Genomic DNA, 19471 nt, shown 5'->3' with positions numbered 1-19471 from the left:
CCCTGTCGATGAGCGGATATGCCCCTTGAACCGGGCAGCCCGCCGATCCCTGACAGGACGCGGATGTGAAACACCTCACACCCGCCTAGAACGCGTACATCACCGGCTCTCCCCGTTCCTGTGCGGCCCAGACGGCCGTGGCGCGGGCGAGCTTGTCGGGGTTGACCTGGCTGCGGATCGCGGTGATCCCCTCGCCGGTGACCTCCAGGCACATCACGCCGACGACCCGCCCGTCCATGACGGCCACGACGGCGGGCCCGCCGTTCGCGGTCGTGGCGTAGACGCCGGGCGTGCCGCCGACGAAGACCCGCTTGGACTCGGCGGGCTTGAACAGCCCTCGCAGGAACCTCGCGACGGCGACGGCTCCCACGTACGGCGTGGCACGGGCGGGGAGCTTGCCGCCGCCGTCGCCGATCGTGATGGCGTTCTCGGTGAGCAGGCGCACGAGCGTGCCGGTCTCGCCGCTGGTGGCCGCGGCGAGGAACTCCTCGACGATCCGCCGGGCGGCCGCGTCGTCGATCTCGACGCGTCGTGCCGTGCCGTCGGCGACGTGCTTCTTGGCGCGGTGGAGGAGCTGCTGGCTGGCGGCTTCGGTGATGCCGAGGATCCCGGCGATGTCGCGATGCGGGTAGTCGAAGGCCTCGCGCAGCACGTACACGGCCCGCTCGTTGGGCGACAGCCGTTCCATGAGCGTCAGCACCGCGTACGACACGGATTCGCGCTGCTCGGCGGTGTCGGCGGGGCCGAGCATCGGGTCGCCGGCGAGGAGGGGCTCGGGGAGCCACTGCCCCACGTACGTCTCGCGGCGTGCCCGCGCGGAGGCGAGCTGGTTGAGGCACAGGTTGGTGAGAGCTGTCGTCAGCCAGGCCTCGGGCACCTCGATGCGGGAGCGGTCGGCCGCCTGCCAGCGCAGGAAGGTCTCCTGCACGGCGTCCTCCGCCTCCGCGGCCGAGCCGAGGAGGCGGTAGGCGATGGCTTCCATGCGTGGCCGGAATGCTTCGAACCGGTCGACGCCGTCCGCGGTCTGGCCCACCGCCCGATCCTAACCGCAGGGTTCCCGCCTCACGTTTGCCGTGCCCGCGTCGTCGGTCATTCGAGTGCGTCAGCCACAGGAGAAGGGACATCCCCGTATGAGCCACGAGATCGAGTCGCGCCTGCCCGACCTCACCCAGCAGTTCCCCGAGCTCGCCGCGTTGTCAGGGGCCGTGCACGGAGCGCTCAGGAAGAGCCGGGTCCCGCAGACGACCCTCACCCTGATGATGTTGCGCGCCGGCCAGATCGTCGGCAGCACCTACCACACCGTCCAGCTGACCGCCCGGCTGCGCAAGCTGGAGGAGACGGAGGAGCGCATCATCGCGGTGGCGACCTGGAGGGACGCGCCGTACTTCACCGACGCGGAGAGGGTCGCGCTGGAGCTGGCGGAGGCGGTCTTCACCCACAACCCGGGCGGTGAGCGCGTCTCCGACGAGCTGTTCGCCAGGGCCGCCGTCCACTACGACGACGAGGAGCTGTGGACGCTGACGGTGGCGCTCGGGCACTTCAGCCTGTTCGTGCCGGTGGCGCTCATCGGCAAGCCGATCCCCGGCAGGCCGCCGGGCAAGAACTACAGCAGGACCTTGACGGCCAGGTGACGGCCGCGCCCCTGGCTGTTGACGAGGGCGAACCAGAGGAAGAACAGCCCGTCGAGCACGTCGTACTGGCCCGCGCCGAGGTGGACGGGGTTGAGCCCGACGTCGCGGATGAGCGTCTCGGCGGTCTCGCGCTCGGACTCCTCGCAGGAGAACAGCAGGTCGGCCACGCCGCCGTCGAAGACGGGGTTCTCGAAGTTCTCCCAGCCGAGGGCGTTGAAGGCGCGGACGTATCGGGTTCCGGGCGCGAAGGCGGCGGCGCTGTGGAGCGGGCCGCCGCCGAAGGTGTTGGTGGCGTCGACGACGACCTTGCCGGTGAGTGCGTCCGCGTGCTCGCGGGCGAAGGAGGGTACGGCGTCGCCGGGGATGGCGACGATCACCGCCTCGGCCGTTTCGAGGGAGGCGGCCACGGAGCCTTCCTGGCCGCGTGAGCCGTACGTGACGGTGTGGCCGGCGGAGGTGAGCGCCTCGCCGAGGGTCCGGCCGACGTTGCCGGTGCCGATGACCGCGATGTTCATGAGTTCTCCTTGGAGGCGCTGCCGGTTGTGGCCCGTGCCCTGGCGTTCAGCCTCGGGCACGGGCCGCGGACGGTGGGCGGGTCACCGGGGGGTGAGGCGGACGACCGGATACTGCCGGTCCGACTTGCTCTGGTACTTCCCGTATCGGGGCTGGGCGGCGGTGATGCCCTCCCAGGCCTCCTCGCGGTCGGCGCCTTCGAGGACCTCCGGCGTCACGGGTACGGCGGGGCGGCCGGGAAGCTCGACGCTGGCCCGCTCCGGGTGCGCCATCAGGTTGACGTGCCACGCCGGGTGGTGGCTGCCGCCGCCGGAGGCCACCACCAGCCAGGCGTCCCCGTCGGGGAACCAGGCCAGCGGAGTCTCGCGCGGCTGACCGCTGAGGCGGCCGACGGTGTTGAGGATGAGCACGTCCATGCCGGCGAAGGTGCCGTGGCCACGGCGGATCTTGCGGCTCATGCGGTTGTTCATGGTCCGCTGCATCCAGCGGGAGAACGCGCCGGGGGTGCCGGGCTTGCGGGTGGTCTTCTGCGACATTTCAGGTGCCTCCTGTCGTTGGTCAGCGTTCGTCGATGATGCGGCCGTTCTGGGCCGTCGAGTCCTTGGTGAGCGCCATGGTCAGCGGTGCCTCGGGGAAGGTGGAGATGGCGGCGAGCGCGGCGCCCATCTGGGCGCCGTCCTCCCAGTGCCAGGTGTCGCGGTAGGTGCCGTCGTCCAGCTGGATCAGCAGGGCGAAGGCCAGGCCGGGGTGGGTGTCCCTGACCGTCCCGATCAGGGAGGCCCGCCGGGCGAGGAACTCCTCGAGGTCGGCGGGGTCCACGGAGTAGGTGTGCGTACGGACGACGGACATGCTCGGGTCCTTTACCAGGAGCCGGCGATCTGGCGGATCGGGGCGTTGAGGCGGTTGAACAGGTTGGTCGTGGCGACGATCAGCAGGATCGAGGCGAGCTGCTGCTCGTCGAAGTGGTCGGCGGCGGCGTCCCAGACGTCGTCCGGCACGGCGTCGGCGCGGTCGGCCAGCCGGGTGGCGCACTCGGCGAGCTCCAGAGCGGCACGCTCGGCGTCGGTGTAGTAGGGCGTCTCGCGCCAGGCCACGACCAGGCCGATGCGCTCGTCGCTCTCACCGAGCTTGCGCAGGTTCTTGTGGCCGGCGTCGACGCAGAAGCTGCAGCCGTTGATCTGGCTGACGCGCAGGTGGATCAGCTCGGCGAGCTCCTGCGACAGGCCCCCGGAGTGGGCGGCCTTCATGAGCTCCATGATCGGCTTCTGGGCGGCGGGGATGATGGTGGCGGGGTTCTTCATGCGAGCCTGCATCGTCTTGCTCCTGTTAGGTGGCCTTGAGAGGCGTTTCTTGCTGACAGGAACGAGCATGCTCGGGCGGGTTGATACATCCGCGATGCGTCGGCGATGTGCCCGCTCAGGTGACGGTGGCCGGCCGGTTTTCGAGGACTCGTGCGAGCAGCCGGGTGAGCTGTTCGCGCTCCGCCGGTGCCAGGGCGGCGAACCACTCCTGCTCCCGCCTGGTCTGCTCGCCGAACGCCTCGCGCACGGCGGCGTCGCCGGCCGGGGTGAGGGCGAGCACGACGGCGCGGCCGTCCTCGGGCAGGGAGCGGCGTTCGACGAGCCCGCCGCGCGCCAGCGTGTTGACCGCGTTGGTGACCGCCGAGCGCGACATGGCGGAGATCTCGGCGAGCCGGACGGGCTGGGTGGGCCCGAGCAGCCACAGCTTGAACAGCAGCCGGAAGCCGGGCAGCGTCAGCCCGCGCGGGCGGTGGATGCGGGTCTCGAGGTCGGTGACGAGCAGGTAGGCCAGCTGCAGCAGGTGGTAGGCGAGCGAGAAGGCGTCGGCGTCGGCGGGCGCCGGCATCTCGGCCACGCGGGTGCGGGCGTAGGCGGCGTAGTCGACGTCCGGGGATCTGCTCACCGGTCAAGTCTTGCGCAGCGAGGGGAGTGCCCGGAATATTGTTACGGCCATAACAATCTCGACCGGAGGCCGTCGTGCGCATCGTCATCGCGGGAGCGGGAATCGGCGGGCTCAGCGCAGCCCTCAGCCTGCACGCCGCCGGATTCACCGACGTGACCGTGCACGAGGCGGCGCGCGCGATCGAACCGCTGGGCGTCGGCATCAACCTGCTCCCGCACGCCGTACGGGAGCTGACCGAGCTGGGGCTGGCCGGCCGGCTGGCCGCCATCGGGGTGGCCACCGCCGAGCTGGCCTACTTCAACAGGTACGGCACGCCGATCTGGTCCGAGCCGCGAGGGCTGGACGCCGGTTACGCCTGGCCGCAGTACTCCGTGCACCGCGGCAGGCTGCAGCTGCTGCTCCTGGAGGCGGTGCTGGAGCGCCTGGGCCCTGGCAGCGTGGTCACCGGCAGCAGGATCACCGGACCCGGTGACGAGGACCTGCTGGTCGGCGCCGACGGGATCAACTCCGACGTCAGGCGCCGCCTCTACCCCGATGAGGGCCCGCCGCCGTGGAACGGGCTGGTGCTCTGGCGCGGCACGTCGCACGGCGAGCCGTACCTGACGGGCCGGAGCATGATCATGGCAGGGGACGGCACGCAGAAGTTCGTCGCCTACCCGATCGCGCCCGGCCTGATCAACTGGATCGCCGAGAAGCCACTCGACGGCGAGCCGCCCGAGCGCGGCAACTGGAACCGCCCCGCCGACCTCGCCGAGATCGGCAGGCACTTCGCCGACTGGCGCTTCGACTGGCTCGACGTCCCCGCGCTCATCGCCGGAGCCGAGAAGGCCTACGAGTACCCGATGGTGGACCGCGACCCCCTGCCCCGCTGGACGTTCGGCCTCGGAGAAGGCAAGGTCACGCTGCTGGGCGACGCGGCGCACGCGATGTACCCGATCGGTTCCAACGGCGCCTCCCAGGCGATCATCGACGCCCGGGTGCTGGCCCACGCGCTCGCCCGCGACGACCTGGACTTCTACGAGGCGGAACGCAGACCTGCCACGACGGCGCTGCAGCTGTCGAACCGCAAGATGGGCCCCGAGGTGGTCATGAAGCTGGCCCACGAGCGCGCCCCGCACGGATTCGACGACGTCGAGCAGGTCATCCCCTACGAGGAGCGTGCCGAGATCGCCGCGTCCTACAAGCGCACGGCCGGCTTCGACCCCGCCTCGCTCAACGCCAGGCCGAGCTGGTGAGGCTCGAACCGCTGGCCAGCTTCCGCGTGGAGCTGGACCCGATCCTCGACCTGGGCGCCTCGCCCTGGGGCAACCGCCGGGTGATCAACATCGTGGGCGGCTCGTTCGACGGCCCGCGTCTGTCGGGCGTGGTGCTGCCGGGCGGCGCCGACTGGCAGGTCGTGCACGCCGACGGCATGGCCAGCATCGACACCCGCTACACCCTGCGCACCCACGACGGCGCGCTGCTCTACATCTCGACCAGCGGCGTACGGCACGGCCCGAGCGAGGTGGTCGAGCGCCTGGCCAGGGGCGAGCAGGTGGACCCCGCGGAGTACTACTTCCGGCTGTTCTGCCGTTTCGAGACGGGTGACAGCCGCTACCTGTGGCTCAACCGCCAGCTGGCCGTCGCCTCCGCGGCGCGGGAGGCGGCGACCGTGCGATACGAGGCCTACACCCTGACCTGAGGAGCCCGGCATGCCCAAGCTCAATCGCGAGCCGTACCGCGTGATCGTCGAGCACGACACCCCGGTGGCGATGCGCGACGGCACGATCCTGCGCGGGTCCGTGCACCGCCGGGCCGAGGGCGGCCCGTTCCCCACCCTGCTGGCGCGCACGCCGTACGGCGAGAACACCTTCCGCATGATGCCGGTGACTCCCGCGCTGGAGGCCGGCTTCGCCGTGGTGCTGCAGCACTGCAGGGGCAGGGGCGGCAGTGACGGGGAGTTCCGTCCATGGCTCGACGAGGGCGACGACGGCCACGACACGATTGAGTGGATCACCGCCCAGCCGTGGTCGAACGGCGAGGTGGTCATGCAGGGCATGTCCTACCTGGCCGGGTGCGCGCTGCAGGCGGCGGCGACCAGGCCGCCGGGACTCACGGCCGTGGTCGCGTCGATGACCCCGCACGATTTCTACGACGGGCTGAAGTACCACGGCGGCGCGTTCGCGTACGGCTCGGCGCGCAACTGGGGCGTGATGCAGGCGATGCTCGGGCTGATGCACGCCGCCGAGGCGGGGCGGGACGTCGGCGCCGGGTTGGGCGCCCTGCTGCCCCTGCTCGCCGACCCGGCGGCGGAGGTGCCGCCGGACGTGGTCCCCTGGTGGCACGACTGGGTGTCGCATCGTGAACGCGACGCCTACTGGCAGGAGCTCGCCCAGACCCTGGTCCACGACCGGATCGAGGTGCCGGTCATGCACGTGGCGGGCTGGTTCGACCTGTTCCTGGCCGGGACGCTGGAGAACCACCGCAGGCTGGGCGGTCCTCTGGTCGTCGGCCCGTGGTCGCACCTGAACCCGGGCGGCAGCGGTACGGGCGCGGTGAACTTCGGCTTCTTCGCCTCGGGTCAGGCGATCCAGCTGGAGCAGCGCCAGCTGGCCTTCCTGCGCGGCCAGGACTCCGGTCCCGCCGTGAAGATCTTCGTCATGGGCGACGACGTGTGGCGCGACGAGGAGGCCTGGCCGCTGGCGCGGGCGGTCGAGACCCGCTACTACCTGCACTCCGACGGCGGGCTCTCGCCCGAGCAGAAGGCGGGCGAGCCGGTGACCTTCACCTTCGACCCGCGCGACCCCGTTCCGACGACCGGCGGCCCGACGCTGCTGCCCGACCCCGTCAACGTCGGGCCGCAGGATCAGCGGGAGGTGGAGCTGCGCCCCGACGTGCTCTGCTTCACCACGGCACCGCTCGAAGCCGATCTCGAAGTGACGGGTCCCGTATCGGTGACGCTGCACGCCCGGTCGTCCGCACCGAGCACCGACTGGACGGCCAAGCTGGTGAACGTGCATCCCGACGGCCGGGCGCTGAGCGTCATCGACGGCATCGTGCGCACCACGCGGTCGACATCGGTCATCGATCTGGTGGCCACCAGCCAGGTGTTCAAGGCCGGTCACCGCATCCGGGTGGAGATCTCCAGCTCCAACCACCCGCGGTTCGACGTCAACCCCGCCGTCGACCGCCCGGCGGTCCAGCAGGTGTACCCGGACTCCTTCGTCACCCTGCCGGTCGTTCCCCGTTGAGTCCCACGCGGAGCAGGTTCCAGGCCTGCTCCGCGGTGCGCTGACGGTCGGAGGCGGGCAGCTTGGCCAGGATGCCCGCGAGCATGCCGATGGCCAGCATGAGATCGCCGGGGGTGAGGTCGGCGCGCATCCGCCCGGCTCGCTGGGCCTGGGCGAGCGGCGCGGTCAGCAGCGCCTCCACGCGGTCGCGGATGTCGGCGATGCGCGTGTCGTGGGTCTCGGCGCGGACCATGTCGATGAACGCGGTGGAGTCGATGGTCTGGCGCGTGACCAGGTCGAGGACCTCTTCGAGCGTCGTGCCCGGTCGGGCGGCGAGCGCCTCGAGTTCGGCGACGCCGTCCTCGAAGGCGGCCAGGGCCAGGCTGATCCGGTCGGGGAAGTGGCGGTAGAGGCTGCCCTGGCCGACGCGGGCGGCGCGGGTGATGGCCGAGAGCGGCGCGTTGTAGCCGTCGCTGGCGAAGACCTGCCGGGCGGCTTTGATGAGCGCGGCACGGTTCTCGGCGGCCGCGCTGGGCCCGCGATTGCTATGTCGCATAACAACTACGGTAGCAACCGGACATATTTGTCCGGTTCTCGCCTATCCTGTGAACCGGACGCAAGTGTCCGGTTATGGAGGCACCATGAGCAACACTTTCGACGGCCGCACCGTCCTCGTCACCGGAGCCGGCTCCGGCATCGGACGGGCGATGGCCGTGGCGTTCGCCGCCGCCGGAGCCCGGGTGGTGGTGGCCGACATCGACGGCGACCGCGCCAAGGCGACCACCGAGGGCATCGACGGCCTGCCCGTGGCCGCCGACATCGCCTCGGAGGAGTCCGTGGCCGCGCTGGTCGAGGCGGCGCTGGGCGTCAGCGGCACGATCGACGTGCTGTGCAACAACGCCGGGATCATCGACACGATGGCGCTGCCGCACGACATCTCGCCCGCCCAGTGGCGCCGCGTGCTCGACGTCAACCTGACCGGCTCCTTCCTCCTCACCCACGCCGTGCTGCCCCACATGCTGGCCCAGGGCCGCGGGGCGATCGTCAACACCGCCTCCGAGGCCGGCATCCGCGGCGGAGCGGCCGGAGCCGCCTACACCGCCTCCAAGCACGGCGTCATCGGCCTGACCAGAAGCGTCGCCTGGGCCTACGCCAAGGACGGCATCCGCTGCAACGCCCTGCTGCCAGGACCCACCGAGACCAACATCGCCGGATCGGCCGCCGACTTCGACACCGCGGGCATCACCCGCCTGGCCCCGGTCCTCGCCCTGGGAGAGCGCATGGCCCAGCCGGAGCAGATGGCCGCCGTCGCCGTCTTCCTCGCCTCCGACGCGGCATCGTTCGTCAACGGCGCCCTGGTGCCCGCCGACGGAGGGTGGTCCGCGGCATGAGCACGAACGAAGTGGACCTCCTCGTCGTCGGCACCGGCGCGGCCGGGCTGACCGCCGCCATCGCCGCCGCCGACGCCGGACTCCAGGTGCTCGTCGTGGAGAGCACCGGCAAGTGGGGCGGCACCACCGCCGTCTCCGGCGGCGGCCTGTGGATGCCGGTCAACCCGCTGATGCTCCGCGCCGGAGTCAAGGACTCGGCCGGCGAGGCGCTGGAGTACATGGAGCAGGCCATCGGCGAGGCGGGTCCGGCCTCCTCGCCCGAGCGCCGCCGCGCCTTCCTCGACAGCGGACCCGAGGTCGTGCGCCTGCTCGGCCGCCTGGGCGTGCGCTGGCGTCGCGCCACGCACTACCCCGACTACTACCCGGACCGTCCGGGCGGCAAGGTCGGCAGGGGCATCGAGGCGGCGCCCTTCGACTCCAAGAAGCTCGGCTCCTGGTACGCCACCGCCCGTGCCGCCGACGGCCTGCCCGCGCCCGTCATGACCAACGACGTCTGGCTGCTGGCCCGAGCCTGGTCCACGCCCGCCGGATTCCTGCGTGGCGCCCAGTTCGTCTTCCGCACGCTCGGCGGCCTGGTGACCGGCAAGCGCCTGGTCGGTCTCGGCGGCGCCCTGTCGTGCGCGCTCATGCACATCGTGCTCACGCAGAAGACGCAGGTCAGGCTGAACTCCCCGCTCACCGAGCTGATCGTCGAGGACGGCGCCGTGGTCGGCGCGATCGTCGGCGGCGCCCCGATCCGCGCACGCAAGGGCGTCGTGCTCGCGGCGGGCGGCTTCGCGCACAACAGCGAGTGGCGCCAGAAGCACCACGGCATCCCCGGCTACTCGGCCGCGCCGGAAGGCGACCTCGGCACCGCCATCGAGGCGGGCGCCAAGGTGGGCGCCGCCCTGGAACTGATGGACGACGCCTGGTGGGGCGCCGGGACCGAAGGACCCGACGGGCACAACGGATTCGTGCTGTCCGAGCGCAGCATGCCCTTCTCGCTCGTGGTCGACGCCACGGGCAAACGTTTCACCAACGAGTCGGCCTCCTACATCGACTTCGGCCACGACCTGCTGAGCCACCCCGCGCCCGCCTGGCTCGTCACCGACGTACGCCAGGCGCGCCGCTACCTGTCGACGGCCTACCTGGGCAAGAAGAAGGAGTTCGTCGCCGCGGGCCAGCTGGTCGAGGCGCCCACGCTCGACGAGCTGGCCGGGAAGATCGGCATCGACCCGGCTGCGCTGGCCGCCACGGTCGAGCGGTTCAACGGCTTCGCCCGCGCCGGCGTCGACCAGGACTTCGGCCGCGGCCGCACGGTCTACGACAACTACTACGGCGACCCCAGGGTCAAGCCCAACCCCAACCTGGGGCCGGTGGAGCGCGGGCCGTTCCGCGCGCTGCGCCTGGTGCCCGGCGACCTCGGCACCAAGGGAGGCCTGCTCACCGACGCCGACGCCAGGGTGCTGCGTGAGGACGGCTCGGTGATCGCCGGCCTCTACGCCGCGGGCAACACCAGCGCCTCGGTCATGGGCCGCACCTATCCGGGACCGGGCTCGACGATCGGCCCCGCCGTGGTGTTCGGCTATCGCGCCGCCCGCCACGCGGCAGGGCTCGGCGGAGCCTGACCCCCACCCGCCCGGCCGCCGTCACCAGGGCCCCGGCAAGCGGCATGACCGCCGGGGGCCCTGGTGTACGGCAGGCGCCTTCAGAGGCCGGAAGGGTCGCGCCCGACGCTGATCTCCTCGGCGATGCGGCGGATCTCGTCGAACGCTATGCCCGGGGCTGCGGGGAGATGGTCGGCCAGGGCGCGCATCACCACGGGCACGGGCTGGCCCGCATAGCGCGCCGCGATTCCGTGGACTGCCAAGAAGAGCGCCTGGTCGGTGTCGTGCATCGTTCACCCCGGGTTGATCGGATGTAGCTTCCCGCGGTTACCGTACGGCGTGGGACCGACAATTTCCCGCTGCGACCCTCGGCCTACCATCGAAGGATGCCGGTTCAACGACTCAACCACGCGGTCCTGTACGTCCGCGACGTCGAGCGCAGCGTGACGTTCTACCGCGACGCGCTGGGCTTCCAGGTCGTCATGTCCATGCCGGGCGCCGCCTTCCTCCAGGCGGACGGCTCCAGCAACGACCACGACCTGGGCCTGTTCCAGGTCGGCCCCCAGGCCGCCGCCTCGGAAGCGGGACGCTCCACCGTCGGCCTCTACCACCTGGCCTGGGAGGTCGACACGCTGCAGGAGCTGGAGCGGATCGCGCTCAGGCTGCAGGAGATGGGGGCGCTGGTCGGCGCCTCCGACCACTCGACGACCAAGGCCCTGTACGCCAAGGACCCCGACGGGCTGGAGTTCGAGGTGTCGTGGCTGGTCCCTGCGGCGCTCATCACCGACGAGGTGCTCGCGGGGCGCAGCGGCATCCAGCCGCTGGACCTGGCCAAGGAGATCGAGACCTACGGCGGCCAGACCAAGGGCGGCGTGGGGGTGTCGGTCTAGCGGGCTGCCCCTGGCCTGACTTCGGGGTTACCGTGGGAGGGACGACTCTTTTCTGGAGACGGCGATGCCACGCGACCCCGAACACCTTCTCGACGTCATCGACGGCGCTGTCGAGAACTGGGAGGCGACCAGTTCCGACGCGATGCGGTGGGCGCCTCCCGAGCGCAAGGAGCCCGAGCCGGCCGACATCCTCAAGGACATCGGCGAGATCTTCGCCCCTCTGACGGCGGCCTTCCGCTCGCTGGGCGAGGCGGTCCTGGAGGCTCCGCCGGTGCGCCGCTTCTTCGAGCTCGTCGAGGACGTCCCGCTGCCTCCCGAACCGGCGATGGAGATCGAGGAGGAGGCGCCGAGCTGCCGCTGCCTGTGCTTCCGCCACGCCGCCCAGCCCGGCATCTGCACGGGGGAGGTCGCCGGTCAGGCGGCCGGGGTGGAGATGTGCGCCTCCTGCATGGCGGCCGCGCGTTAGAGGCCGGTGCGGCGGCGAGGGGTGCGCCGCGGGTAGGCCTTGGCCGTCTCCGCGAGCCGTACGGCGTGCTCGGCCTGCTTGCGCCAGTGCCCGTAGGCGTCGCCGCGCTGGGCGAGCCTGTCGAGCTCCCGCATCGTCTCCAGCGGGATGAACGCCGGTTCCGCGTCGCGCCACGGCGTGCCGGGAAGCGGCATGAACGTGTGCGTGTGGATGCGCGCCCCCAGCTCGGCCAGGTCGGCGGCGAGCCGGAGCGACGCCTCCTGGTCCTCGGTGTTCTCGCCCGGCATGCCGAAGATGAAGTCGACGTTGGGGCGGAAGCCGTGTTCCAGGGCGATGCGTACGGCGTCGCGGACGGGTTCGGCGCCGTGGCCGCGTCCTGAGGCCTTCAGGATGCGGTCGGAGCCCGACTGGGCGCCGATGATGATGTTGTCGTTGGCCACGTAGCGTTTCAGCATCCGCATCGCGGCGGGGCTGACGTGCTCGGGCCGTACTTCGGAGGGGAAACTGCCGAAGAAGACGCGACCGCCGGCGGGCAGCGCGTCCTTGACGGCCGACAGCAGTTCCTCGACCTTGCCGAGGTCGGCGCCCGGCCCCGGCGAGCCGTACGAGAGCGAGGTCGGCGTGATGAAGCGCACGTCGCGCAGGCCGTGGGCGGTCATCTTCGCGACGTGGGAGACGACCGAGGCGACGGAGCGGTGGCGGAACTGCCCGCCGAACATGAAGGGCGTCTGGCAGAAGCGGCAGGTGTAGCGGCAGCCCCTGGTGATCTCGATCGGCCCGTAGTTGCCCCGGACGTCGGGGAAGGACGGGAAGGCGTCGAGGGGCAGTTGCGGCGCGGCGGGTGTGCGTACCGCGACGCCGTCGGTGTCGCGCAGGGCCAGTCCTGGCACGGTGGCCAGGTCGCGCTCCGAGCGCAGGGCGGCGACCAGGGAGACGATCGTGGACTCGCCCTCGCCGATGCCCGCCAGGTCCCATCCGGAGTCGATGACGTGCTGGGGTTCGGCGGTGGCGTGCACGCCGCCCGCGATGTGCAGGACGCCTGGGCGCGTGGTCAGGGATCTGACGGTCGCGAGCTCCTGCGCCATGGCCTCGGCGTCGGGGGAGTAGAACGACCAGAGCACCAGCACCCGGTCCGCGCCGCAGCCCTCGATCAGCTCGGCCGTCTCCTCGGGGGTGCGGCCGAGGAGCACCTGGGATTCGTCGCCCGAGGCCTCCAGGGCGGCAAGCAGCGCGTGCACGCCGTACGTCACGGCCCTGCGATAGCGGACGACCACACCCACCTGCATGGGAGGCAGCGTAGCGGGCGCGCACTCAGGGATGCCTAGGGGTCGGCTCAGGGGTGGCACCGGATGTTTGGAAGGCCGCGGAAAGCCAATCTTGAGAGCATGGCCGCCAAGAGGATGCTCCCGCTGATCGCCCTAGCGCTGATCGCCACCGGTGCGATCGCGATCCTGGGCGAGATGGTGCCCGACGCCGCGGCGCTGGCCCCGAGCTGGGCGCTGGTGTCGATGTCGCTGGGCGCCCTGGCGCTGCTGGCCGGGCTGCGTGCCGCCGGTGCGCCGCTGCGCGGCCTGCCGGAGCGCATCCTGCTGGGCTGGAGCCTGCTGCTGCCGGTGAGCCCGATGGCGGCCCTGTACCTGCTGCCGGTCGCGGCGGTGCTGATGGTGCCGAAGCTGGCGGCAGACGGGACCTGGCGCCCGGTGGCCAGGACGGTCGAGTGGCTGACTCTCGTGACCGGTTTCGGGGTGCTGGCCCTGACCTACGTGGTCTTCCCCGGCGAGCAGGTGATGATCGGTCTGGTCGAGCGGGGGCTGCTGGGTGCCGAGCTGGCGCTGCTGGGGGTTCTCGCGGGACGGGTCGCGATGGTCGTGTGGGCCAGGAGTGGCCTCACGAGAGTATTGACCGTTTCTTGACATATCCCGTCCAGACGGTATTTGCCCCCATTTCCGGTGCTATTCTCTCCCGCGATCTTCTAACCGGGAGCAGAGTATGGCATCGGGCAGATCCATCAGATCCAAGATCACGCTTCTGCTCGTCATTCCGCTGGTCTCGCTGGTCGCGCTCTGGGGCTTCGCCGCCAGCTCCACCACCGGCGACGCGCTCCAGCTGCTCAAGATCGACGCCCTCTTCGGCGGAGTCGTCAACTACACCGACCCTCTCGTCTACAGCCTCCAGAACGAGCGCCTGGCCTCCGCCGTACAGCTGTCGGAGGGCGAGAGCGACGCCACGCAGCTGTCCAAGAGCCGCCTGGCCACCGATCAGGCCCGCCAGGCCCTGCTCGGCAGCGTCAAGTCGGACGCCGTCCAGTCGGCCCTGACGCCCGAGATGCGGCGGCTGCTCGACGCCGTGCTGGCCGCGATCGACCGGCTGCCCTCCGTGCGGCTCCAGGTCGACGACGAGAAGCTGGACCCGGCCAAGCTGGTCCTGGAGTACGCGGCGATCTCCGACGCCGTCCACCGGCTCTACGACAGCTTCGCGATCGGCGTCGACATGGAGCTGAACCGCCGCGCCAAGGGCCTGATCGCCGCCGACCAGGTGCGTGAGCTGCTCAGCCGGGAGCAGGCCATGGTGGTGGCCGCCGACGCCAAGCCCAGCCACTTCGTCCTCCACCAGCTGGCCAAGATCCATGGCACCAGGACCTGGCTCTACCAGCGCGCCATGGGCGACATGGACGCGGAGCTTCGCAAACCGTTCGAGAAGGTGCCCTTCGCTCCCGCGGACCGGGCGGTGACGATCCTGCTGGAGATGCGCGGGGAGCTGACCCCCGTCATCTGGCGCGCATCGGTCGACCCGGCGATGGCGGAGTACTCCAAGGCCATCCAGACCGCGGGAGGCGTGCTCTCGGCCCGGATCGAGCCCGCGGGCATGACCATCCTCGTCCGCGCGGCCCTGACCGGCATCCTCGGACTCATCGCGGTGCTCGTGTCGATCTTCATGGCCATCCGGATGGGCCGCGGCCTCACCCGCGAGCTGGCGGGCCTGCGCGGCGCGGCCCAGGAACTGGCCGAGGTGCGGCTCCCGCACGTCGTGCAACGCCTGAAGAACGGCGAGCAGGTCGAACTGCCGCCGCCCATTCCCTCGGGCACCACCACCGAGATCGTCGACGTGGCCGCCGCCTTCGACACCGTGCAGCACACCGCCGTCGACGCCGCCGTCGGCCAGGCCAAGCTGCGCGAAGGCGTGGCCGACGCCCTGCGCAACCTGGCCAGGCGCACCCAGTCGCTCGTGCAGCGCCAGCTCAAGCTGCTGGAGGAGATGCAGGGCCAGACCGACGACCCCGACTCCCTGTCGAGGCTGTTCAAGCTCGACCACCTCACCACCCGCATGCGCCGCCACGCCGAGGGCCTGGTGCTGCTGGCGGGCGGCAGCACGGGCCGGCGGTGGCGGCGCGGCGTCGCCGTGGAGGAGGTCCTGGCCGGCGCGGCTGCCCAGGTCGAGGACTACACCAGGGTCCGCGTCTACCCGATGCCGGAGGCGGGCGTCGTCGGCACCGCGGTCGCCGACCTCATGCACCTGTTCGCCGAGCTCGTCGAGAACGCCACCTCCTTCTCCGCACCCACCAACGAGGTGTCGGTGCGGGGCGAGGTGGTCGGCAAGGGATTCGCCGTCGAGATCGAGGACCGTGGCTTCGGGATGACGGCCGAGGAACGCGACGCCGTCAACACCAGGATGGCCACCCAGCCCGTCTTCGACCCGGCCAGCACAGAACGGCTCGGCTTCGCCGTGGTGGGCATGCTCGCGGCCCGTCACGGCATCCAGGTGACGCTCAAGCCCTCGCCCTACGGCGGCACCACGGCGATCGTGCTGCTGCCCTCGGATCTCATGGAGTCCGCGCAGCAGGAACCAGCGCCGCTGCCCGAGCCGGTGGCCGTCGCCGGCGGCCTGCCGCGCCGTACGCGCAAGACCGCCATGCCGCTCGCGGCGCCCACACCCGAGCCGCCACCCGTCGAACTGCCCCGCAGGCCGCGGCAGGGCGAGCGCAGCCCCGAGCAGGCCAGGGCGACCTTCTCCGCCCTGCAGTCCGGCTGGGAGCGCGGCCGTCAGGAGGAGACGGATGAGTGACGACGAGTGGGTCGACGAGGCAGTGGTGCGCCCCTACGCGCTCACCCGCGGTCGCACCCGCTCGTCGGGCAGCGAGCTCGACCTGCTGGCGAGCGTCGCGGCCACCGGCAAGCCGGTGCCCGAGCGGGCCGACCTGGGCGTGCACCACCGGCGCATGCTCGCGCAGCTGGCCGGCGCCAAGCGGGTGGCCGAGGTCGCCTCGGAGCTGGGCCTGCCGGTCGGCGTGGCCCGGGTGCTGCTCGGCGACCTGCTGGACATGGGGCTGGCCGAGGTACGGCAGGCGCCGGCGGCACAGTCGTCGTCGATGGAGAGCCTGCTGCGCGAGGTGATCGACGGACTCAGAGCGCTGTAGTCAGCGTTCGCAGGGAGTGCTCGACCAGGGTGATCATCACTTCCTTGGCCGAGGCACGACGCCGTACGTCGCACATCAGCACCGGGACGTGGTCCTCCAGGTCCAGCGCGATCTTCACGTCCTCGATGCTGTGGGACGGCACGCCGTCGAAGCAGTTGACCGCCACCACGAAGGGCGTGCCGCGCTGCTCGAAGTAGTCGATGGAGGGGAAGCAGTCGGTCAGCCGCCGGGTGTCGGCGATCACGACCGCGCCCAGCGCGCCGTACGACAGCTCGTCCCACATGAACCAGAAGCGTTCCTGACCGGGCGTGCCGAACAGGTAGACCACCAGGCCGTCGCGGATCGTGATGCGCCCGAAGTCCATGGCGACCGTCGTGGTCGTCTTGCCTTCGACGCCGTCGAGGTCGTCGACGCCGATGCCGCGATCGGAGAGCACCTCTTCGGTCTTCAGCGGTTTGATCTCACTGATCGAGCCGACGAGGGTGGTCTTGCCCACCCCGAAGCCCCCGGCGATGAGGATCTTGAGCGCGACGGGGTCTTCAGAGAGCCCGGAGTCCATTGATCACTTCCTTGAGAATGCGCTCGCTCGGGCGCGATCCCACCTGGGACGTCACCGAGATGAGGCCGTGGTCACGCATGTCGCCCAGGATCACCTGGACGACGCCTACCGGCAGATCGAGCTCGACGGCCAGGTCGGCCACCGAGATGGGGGACTGGGCGGCACGCAGGATGGCCTCCTGCTCAGGACCGGAACCGCCCTCGCGCACGGCGCTCACCAGGGCGATCAGGTCGAACGTCTCACCGGAGGGCCGGGTCCGCCCCCTGGTCAGCGCGTAGGGGCGGACGACGGGGCCGGCCTCGTCGTCCATCCACACGTTCATCGGTTCACCGCCGAGCGCGGGTTCGTGGAGATGTGCTGCCCCACCCGCTTGACCAGCATGGCCATCTCGTACGCCACATGGCCGACGTCGGCGTCTCCGCCGGCCAGCACCGCCAGGCAGGTGCCCTGGCCGGCCGCGGTCACGAACAGGAAGGCCGACTCCAGCTCCACGATGGTCTGGCGCACGTCACCGCCGCCGAAATGCCGCCCCGCGCCCCTGGCCAGGCTCTGGAAGCCCGCCGCCAGGGCCGACAGGTGCTCGGCGTCCTCACGGATCAAGCCCTTGGAGTAGCCCACGGCCAGGCCGTCGGTGGAGAGGATCACCGCCTGCCGGACCGATCCGACCCGGTTGGTCAGATCGTCCAGCAACCAGTTCAGCTCGCCCACGTTGGTCGAGTTCATGAGTCCTCCCTGCCGCGTTGGGTTCCGCGCTGGAACGCGGAGAAAAGATCACGTACTTCCTCGGGCGAGCGCTCGGGCTCCTCCGCTTCCGGTTCGTCCGGGGCGACGCGCAGCTGTGGCGCCAGGCTCTTCTGGCGCTGCCGCCTGGGCAGGCCCGCGTGCGTGTCGGCCGACACCAGGGCGATCGGCTTGCGCGGAGCCTCCGGCAGCGCGACGACCGGCTCGGGGTCGGGCTCGATCGCCGGAGGCTCGGCCATCAGCTTGCCGGGGATGAGCACGATCGCCGTCGTGCCACCGTAGGGCGAGGCCCGCAGCACGACCTGGACGCCGTGCCGTACGGCCAGCGTGGCGACCACGAACAGCCCCAGCTGGTCCCAGTTGTCGTCGCCCGACTGCGCGACGTCGAACGCGGGCGGCTCGGCGAGCATGAGGTTGATCGCGGCGTAGCGCTCGGGGAGCAGGCCCAGCCCCCGGTCCTCGACCTCCAGAACGTAGCCGTTGGCCACCGAGTCGCCGCGCACCTGCACGGTGGTGGTGGGAGGGGAGTAGATGGTGGCGTTCTCGACGAGCTCGGCCAGCAGGTGGGTGAGGTCGGCCGCCGCGGTGCCGTCGACGGCCGCGATGGGCAGGGCGTCGACCTCGACGCGGGTGTAGTCCTCCACCTCGGCGATGGAGGCGCGCACGATGTCGAGGACGGGGACGGGGCGGCGCCAGATGCGGCCGGGCGCGGCGCCCGACAGCGTGATCAGGCCCTCGGCGTGACGCCGCATGCGGGTGGTCAGGTGGTCGAGGCGGAAGAGCTCCTCGAGCCTGTCGGGGTCGTGGGTGCGCCGCTGCATGGCGTCGAGCATGCCCAGCTGGCGGTGGAGCAGTCCTTGCTTGCGCCTGGCCAGGTTGAGGAAGACCTGGCTGACGCCCTGGCGCACCCTGGCTTGGCCGACGGCCGCCTCGACCGCGGTGCGCTGCACCGAGGCGAAGGCCTTGGCCACGTCGATGATCTCCTGGGAGCCGCTGACCTTGAACGACGGCGCCTCGGACCTGACATCGACGTCCTCGCCGCGCCTGAGCCTGGACACGACCTGCGGCAGCCGTACCTCGGCCAGGTCGAGGGCGGCGGCGCGCAGGTCGGCCAGCTCTCCCGACAGGCGGCGGCCGAAGCGGACCGAGATGACGATCGAGACGAGGACGGCCAGCAGGCCCGCGCCGCCGGCGACGGCGATGCGGGTGGCGATGGCGGTGGCCATGTCGGAGGTGCGCTGGGCGAGGATCCGGGAGGAGCTGATGCCGAGCTGGTCGAGCTGGCCGATGGCCTCGTCGGCGGAACCGCCCCACTCGGGCACGGGCTTGCCGGTCTCGCGCACGGTCGCCTCGAGCTTGGTGAAGTCGAGGAAGGTCCGGCTGCCGAAGGTGAGCTCGTACGGCTGCCGCAGCTCGTTGTCGAGCGCGGCCAGTCCCCTGGACTGCAGGAACTTGCGGGTGGCGATGTAGTCGGACAGCGCGGCCAGTTCGGGGGCGTTGAGCGTGCCGTCGAGGTGGGCGGCGCCGATGAGAGCCTGCTCGCGGGCGATCATCTCGCGGGCCTTGGCCATCGTCTGCAGGCCGGAGGCCTGCTGGAACAGCTCCAGGTCGGGCAGGGTGATGAGCTGGTCGTAGACGGGGAAGAGCGTGTCGATCACGCGGTTGTAGTCGGTCAGACCGGTCAGGCGCGTGCCGTACCCGTTGTCGATCTGGTCGCGGATCGTGGGCAGCCTGCCCAGAGCTCCGGTCAGCACGTCGAGCGCGGTCTTGAGCTCCACGTGGACCGTCTGGCCCGCCTGGGTCACCGAGGCACGCAGGTCGCTGATCGCGCCGTCCGTGCGCATGCGCTGGGCGCCGAGCTCCTCGGTGAGCCTGCGGGTGGTCAGAGCCAGGCCGGAGCGGCTCCGCTCGGCCTGCAGCTGCACGCCGAGCTCGGTCGAGGCCACGCCGATCGTGTCATACAGGATCTCGGCCCGGCGCAGGGCCTGACCGTCGGCCACTGTGAGATTGAGGACGAAACCCCACAGTGCGCTGAGCGACACGAGCGGCAAAAGCAGCAATAAGAAGATCTTTCGCCGGATCGATCGGTTTTTTGAGCCCATGTCCCAACCTCAGGAAGATCGCACGAGAGACTAGCACCGATGACGC

At 71.1% G+C, this 19471-nt stretch carries 24 protein-coding genes; 11 read left to right on the top strand and 13 right to left on the bottom strand.

Annotation, left to right across the window (positions count from 1 at the left end; translation table 11 throughout):
• Positions 1–85: 85 nt before the first annotated feature.
• Positions 86–1033 (bottom strand): RNA polymerase sigma factor SigJ, encoded by a 948-nt coding sequence (gene sigJ / locus HNR30_RS14610; protein WP_181610389.1) that lies wholly within the window; start codon positions 1031–1033, stop codon positions 86–88.
• A 97-nt stretch (positions 1034–1130) separates the two neighbouring features.
• Between sigJ and HNR30_RS14605 the strand changes: the two genes are divergently transcribed.
• Complete coding sequence (locus HNR30_RS14605) at positions 1131–1631, top strand: carboxymuconolactone decarboxylase family protein (protein ID WP_181610388.1); 501 nt, start codon at positions 1131–1133, stop codon at positions 1629–1631.
• Here the strand turns inward: HNR30_RS14605 and HNR30_RS14600 are convergent.
• From HNR30_RS14600 to HNR30_RS14580, 5 genes are all read right to left on the bottom strand, one after another.
• Positions 1604–2146, bottom strand: a complete 543-nt coding sequence (locus HNR30_RS14600) for an NADPH-dependent F420 reductase (RefSeq protein ID WP_181610387.1) — start codon at positions 2144–2146, stop codon at positions 1604–1606. The genes HNR30_RS14605 and HNR30_RS14600 overlap by 28 nt on opposite strands.
• 81 nt (positions 2147–2227) lie before the next feature.
• Complete coding sequence (locus HNR30_RS14595; RefSeq protein ID WP_181610386.1) at positions 2228–2680, bottom strand: nitroreductase family deazaflavin-dependent oxidoreductase; 453 nt, start codon at positions 2678–2680, stop codon at positions 2228–2230.
• A 22-nt stretch (positions 2681–2702) separates the two neighbouring features.
• Complete coding sequence (locus HNR30_RS14590; RefSeq protein WP_181610385.1) at positions 2703–2993, bottom strand: hypothetical protein; 291 nt, start codon at positions 2991–2993, stop codon at positions 2703–2705.
• A gap of 11 nt (positions 2994–3004) precedes the next feature.
• Complete coding sequence (locus HNR30_RS14585; RefSeq protein WP_246378575.1) at positions 3005–3445, bottom strand: carboxymuconolactone decarboxylase family protein; 441 nt, start codon at positions 3443–3445, stop codon at positions 3005–3007.
• 115 nt (positions 3446–3560) lie between these two features.
• Positions 3561–4067, bottom strand: coding sequence for a MarR family winged helix-turn-helix transcriptional regulator (locus HNR30_RS14580; RefSeq protein ID WP_312894409.1), 507 nt, complete (start codon positions 4065–4067; stop codon positions 3561–3563).
• Positions 4068–4141: 74 nt separating this feature from the next.
• Between HNR30_RS14580 and HNR30_RS14575 the strand changes: the two genes are divergently transcribed.
• Genes HNR30_RS14575 through HNR30_RS14565 form a run of 3 tightly spaced genes read left to right on the top strand, consistent with a single transcriptional unit; the run spans position 4142 to position 7297 of the window.
• Positions 4142–5302, top strand: a complete 1161-nt coding sequence (locus tag HNR30_RS14575) for a flavin-dependent oxidoreductase (RefSeq protein ID WP_181610383.1) — start codon at positions 4142–4144, stop codon at positions 5300–5302.
• Positions 5299–5748 (top strand): DUF3237 domain-containing protein, encoded by a 450-nt coding sequence (locus tag HNR30_RS14570; RefSeq protein WP_312894408.1) that lies wholly within the window; start codon positions 5299–5301, stop codon positions 5746–5748. The genes HNR30_RS14575 and HNR30_RS14570 overlap by 4 nt, the downstream gene beginning before the upstream one ends.
• 10 nt (positions 5749–5758) lie before the next feature.
• Positions 5759–7297, top strand: coding sequence for a CocE/NonD family hydrolase (locus HNR30_RS14565; protein ID WP_181610382.1), 1539 nt, complete (start codon positions 5759–5761; stop codon positions 7295–7297).
• On the opposite strand, the gene HNR30_RS14560 is transcribed toward HNR30_RS14565, so the two are convergent.
• Complete coding sequence (locus tag HNR30_RS14560) at positions 7272–7832, bottom strand: TetR/AcrR family transcriptional regulator (RefSeq protein WP_181610381.1); 561 nt, start codon at positions 7830–7832, stop codon at positions 7272–7274. The genes HNR30_RS14565 and HNR30_RS14560 overlap by 26 nt on opposite strands.
• An 85-nt stretch (positions 7833–7917) precedes the next feature.
• Here HNR30_RS14560 and HNR30_RS14555 point away from each other — a divergent pair, with 85 nt between their 5' ends.
• Together HNR30_RS14555 and HNR30_RS14550 are read left to right on the top strand one after the other, a co-directional pair.
• Positions 7918–8667: an SDR family NAD(P)-dependent oxidoreductase gene (locus tag HNR30_RS14555; protein WP_181610380.1), complete on the top strand. Its 750-nt coding sequence runs from the start codon at positions 7918–7920 to the stop codon at positions 8665–8667.
• The gene (locus tag HNR30_RS14550; protein WP_181610379.1) at positions 8664–10274 is read left to right on the top strand and encodes an FAD-dependent oxidoreductase; all 1611 of its coding nucleotides are present in this window, start codon (positions 8664–8666) and stop codon (positions 10272–10274) included. Before HNR30_RS14555 ends, HNR30_RS14550 begins: the two co-directional genes overlap by 4 nt.
• Before the next feature lie 80 nt (positions 10275–10354).
• Here HNR30_RS14550 and HNR30_RS14545 read toward each other — a convergent pair whose 3' ends face one another.
• Positions 10355–10543 (bottom strand): hypothetical protein, encoded by a 189-nt coding sequence (locus tag HNR30_RS14545; RefSeq protein WP_181610378.1) that lies wholly within the window; start codon positions 10541–10543, stop codon positions 10355–10357.
• A gap of 96 nt (positions 10544–10639) precedes the next feature.
• Here HNR30_RS14545 and HNR30_RS14540 point away from each other — a divergent pair, with 96 nt between their 5' ends.
• On the top strand, positions 10640–11143 hold the full coding sequence (locus HNR30_RS14540) for a VOC family protein (RefSeq protein ID WP_181610377.1): 504 nt from the start codon (positions 10640–10642) through the stop codon (positions 11141–11143).
• 64 nt (positions 11144–11207) lie between these two features.
• The gene (locus HNR30_RS14535) at positions 11208–11609 is read left to right on the top strand and encodes a hypothetical protein (RefSeq protein ID WP_181610376.1); all 402 of its coding nucleotides are present in this window, start codon (positions 11208–11210) and stop codon (positions 11607–11609) included.
• On the opposite strand, the gene HNR30_RS14530 is transcribed toward HNR30_RS14535, so the two are convergent.
• Positions 11606–12895 (bottom strand): TIGR04013 family B12-binding domain/radical SAM domain-containing protein, encoded by a 1290-nt coding sequence (locus tag HNR30_RS14530; protein ID WP_181610375.1) that lies wholly within the window; start codon positions 12893–12895, stop codon positions 11606–11608. The genes HNR30_RS14535 and HNR30_RS14530 overlap by 4 nt on opposite strands.
• A 99-nt stretch (positions 12896–12994) precedes the next feature.
• On the opposite strand from HNR30_RS14530, the gene HNR30_RS14525 reads away from it, so the two are divergent.
• From HNR30_RS14525 to HNR30_RS14515, 3 genes are all read left to right on the top strand, one after another.
• Complete coding sequence (locus HNR30_RS14525; protein ID WP_181610374.1) at positions 12995–13522, top strand: DUF998 domain-containing protein; 528 nt, start codon at positions 12995–12997, stop codon at positions 13520–13522.
• Between the two features lie 76 nt (positions 13523–13598).
• Positions 13599–15671, top strand: a complete 2073-nt coding sequence (locus HNR30_RS14520; RefSeq protein ID WP_181610373.1) for a sensor histidine kinase — start codon at positions 13599–13601, stop codon at positions 15669–15671.
• Positions 15664–16023, top strand: coding sequence for a DUF742 domain-containing protein (locus tag HNR30_RS14515; protein ID WP_181610372.1), 360 nt, complete (start codon positions 15664–15666; stop codon positions 16021–16023). Before HNR30_RS14520 ends, HNR30_RS14515 begins: the two co-directional genes overlap by 8 nt.
• On the opposite strand, the gene HNR30_RS14510 is transcribed toward HNR30_RS14515, so the two are convergent.
• Genes HNR30_RS14510 through HNR30_RS14495 form a run of 4 tightly spaced genes read right to left on the bottom strand, consistent with a single transcriptional unit; the run spans position 16010 to position 19323 of the window.
• A complete protein-coding gene (locus HNR30_RS14510) occupies positions 16010–16582 on the bottom strand; it encodes a GTP-binding protein (RefSeq protein WP_181610371.1) in 573 nt (190 codons plus the stop codon). The genes HNR30_RS14515 and HNR30_RS14510 overlap by 14 nt on opposite strands.
• A complete protein-coding gene (locus tag HNR30_RS14505) occupies positions 16563–16904 on the bottom strand; it encodes a DUF742 domain-containing protein (RefSeq protein WP_181610370.1) in 342 nt (113 codons plus the stop codon). The genes HNR30_RS14510 and HNR30_RS14505 overlap by 20 nt, the downstream gene beginning before the upstream one ends.
• A complete protein-coding gene (locus HNR30_RS14500) occupies positions 16901–17305 on the bottom strand; it encodes a roadblock/LC7 domain-containing protein (protein WP_181610369.1) in 405 nt (134 codons plus the stop codon). Before HNR30_RS14500 ends, HNR30_RS14505 begins: the two co-directional genes overlap by 4 nt.
• Positions 17302–19323 (bottom strand): sensor histidine kinase, encoded by a 2022-nt coding sequence (locus tag HNR30_RS14495; RefSeq protein ID WP_181610368.1) that lies wholly within the window; start codon positions 19321–19323, stop codon positions 17302–17304. Before HNR30_RS14495 ends, HNR30_RS14500 begins: the two co-directional genes overlap by 4 nt.
• Positions 19324–19471 lie beyond the last annotated feature (148 nt).

Source organism: Nonomuraea soli (genome assembly GCF_013761175.1).
GTDB classification, from domain to species: domain Bacteria; phylum Actinomycetota; class Actinomycetes; order Streptosporangiales; family Streptosporangiaceae; genus Nonomuraea; species Nonomuraea soli.
This window is presented reverse-complemented; position numbering and strand designations above follow the sequence as displayed.

Bases quoted from the DNA above. Each gene is read 5' to 3' on its own strand.
- HNR30_RS14605 (WP_181610388.1), top strand. From the start codon at position 1,131: ATGAGCCACGAGATCGAGTCGCGCCTGCCCGACCTCACCCAGCAGTTC.
- HNR30_RS14600 (WP_181610387.1), bottom strand. From the start codon at position 2,146: ATGAACATCGCGGTCATCGGCACCGGCAACGTCGGCCGGACCCTCGGC.
- HNR30_RS14595 (WP_181610386.1), bottom strand. From the start codon at position 2,680: ATGTCGCAGAAGACCACCCGCAAGCCCGGCACCCCCGGCGCGTTCTCC.
- HNR30_RS14590 (WP_181610385.1), bottom strand. From the start codon at position 2,993: ATGTCCGTCGTCCGTACGCACACCTACTCCGTGGACCCCGCCGACCTC.
- HNR30_RS14585 (WP_246378575.1), bottom strand. From the start codon at position 3,445: ATGAAGAACCCCGCCACCATCATCCCCGCCGCCCAGAAGCCGATCATG.
- HNR30_RS14565 (WP_181610382.1), top strand. From the start codon at position 5,759: ATGCCCAAGCTCAATCGCGAGCCGTACCGCGTGATCGTCGAGCACGAC.
- HNR30_RS14560 (WP_181610381.1), bottom strand. From the start codon at position 7,832: ATGCGACATAGCAATCGCGGGCCCAGCGCGGCCGCCGAGAACCGTGCC.
- HNR30_RS14555 (WP_181610380.1), top strand. From the start codon at position 7,918: ATGAGCAACACTTTCGACGGCCGCACCGTCCTCGTCACCGGAGCCGGC.
- HNR30_RS14550 (WP_181610379.1), top strand. From the start codon at position 8,664: ATGAGCACGAACGAAGTGGACCTCCTCGTCGTCGGCACCGGCGCGGCC.
- HNR30_RS14545 (WP_181610378.1), bottom strand. From the start codon at position 10,543: ATGCACGACACCGACCAGGCGCTCTTCTTGGCAGTCCACGGAATCGCG.
- HNR30_RS14540 (WP_181610377.1), top strand. From the start codon at position 10,640: ATGCCGGTTCAACGACTCAACCACGCGGTCCTGTACGTCCGCGACGTC.
- HNR30_RS14535 (WP_181610376.1), top strand. From the start codon at position 11,208: ATGCCACGCGACCCCGAACACCTTCTCGACGTCATCGACGGCGCTGTC.
- HNR30_RS14530 (WP_181610375.1), bottom strand. From the start codon at position 12,895: ATGCAGGTGGGTGTGGTCGTCCGCTATCGCAGGGCCGTGACGTACGGC.
- HNR30_RS14525 (WP_181610374.1), top strand. From the start codon at position 12,995: ATGGCCGCCAAGAGGATGCTCCCGCTGATCGCCCTAGCGCTGATCGCC.
- HNR30_RS14520 (WP_181610373.1), top strand. From the start codon at position 13,599: ATGGCATCGGGCAGATCCATCAGATCCAAGATCACGCTTCTGCTCGTC.
- HNR30_RS14515 (WP_181610372.1), top strand. From the start codon at position 15,664: ATGAGTGACGACGAGTGGGTCGACGAGGCAGTGGTGCGCCCCTACGCG.
- HNR30_RS14510 (WP_181610371.1), bottom strand. From the start codon at position 16,582: ATGGACTCCGGGCTCTCTGAAGACCCCGTCGCGCTCAAGATCCTCATC.
- HNR30_RS14505 (WP_181610370.1), bottom strand. From the start codon at position 16,904: ATGAACGTGTGGATGGACGACGAGGCCGGCCCCGTCGTCCGCCCCTAC.
- HNR30_RS14500 (WP_181610369.1), bottom strand. From the start codon at position 17,305: ATGAACTCGACCAACGTGGGCGAGCTGAACTGGTTGCTGGACGATCTG.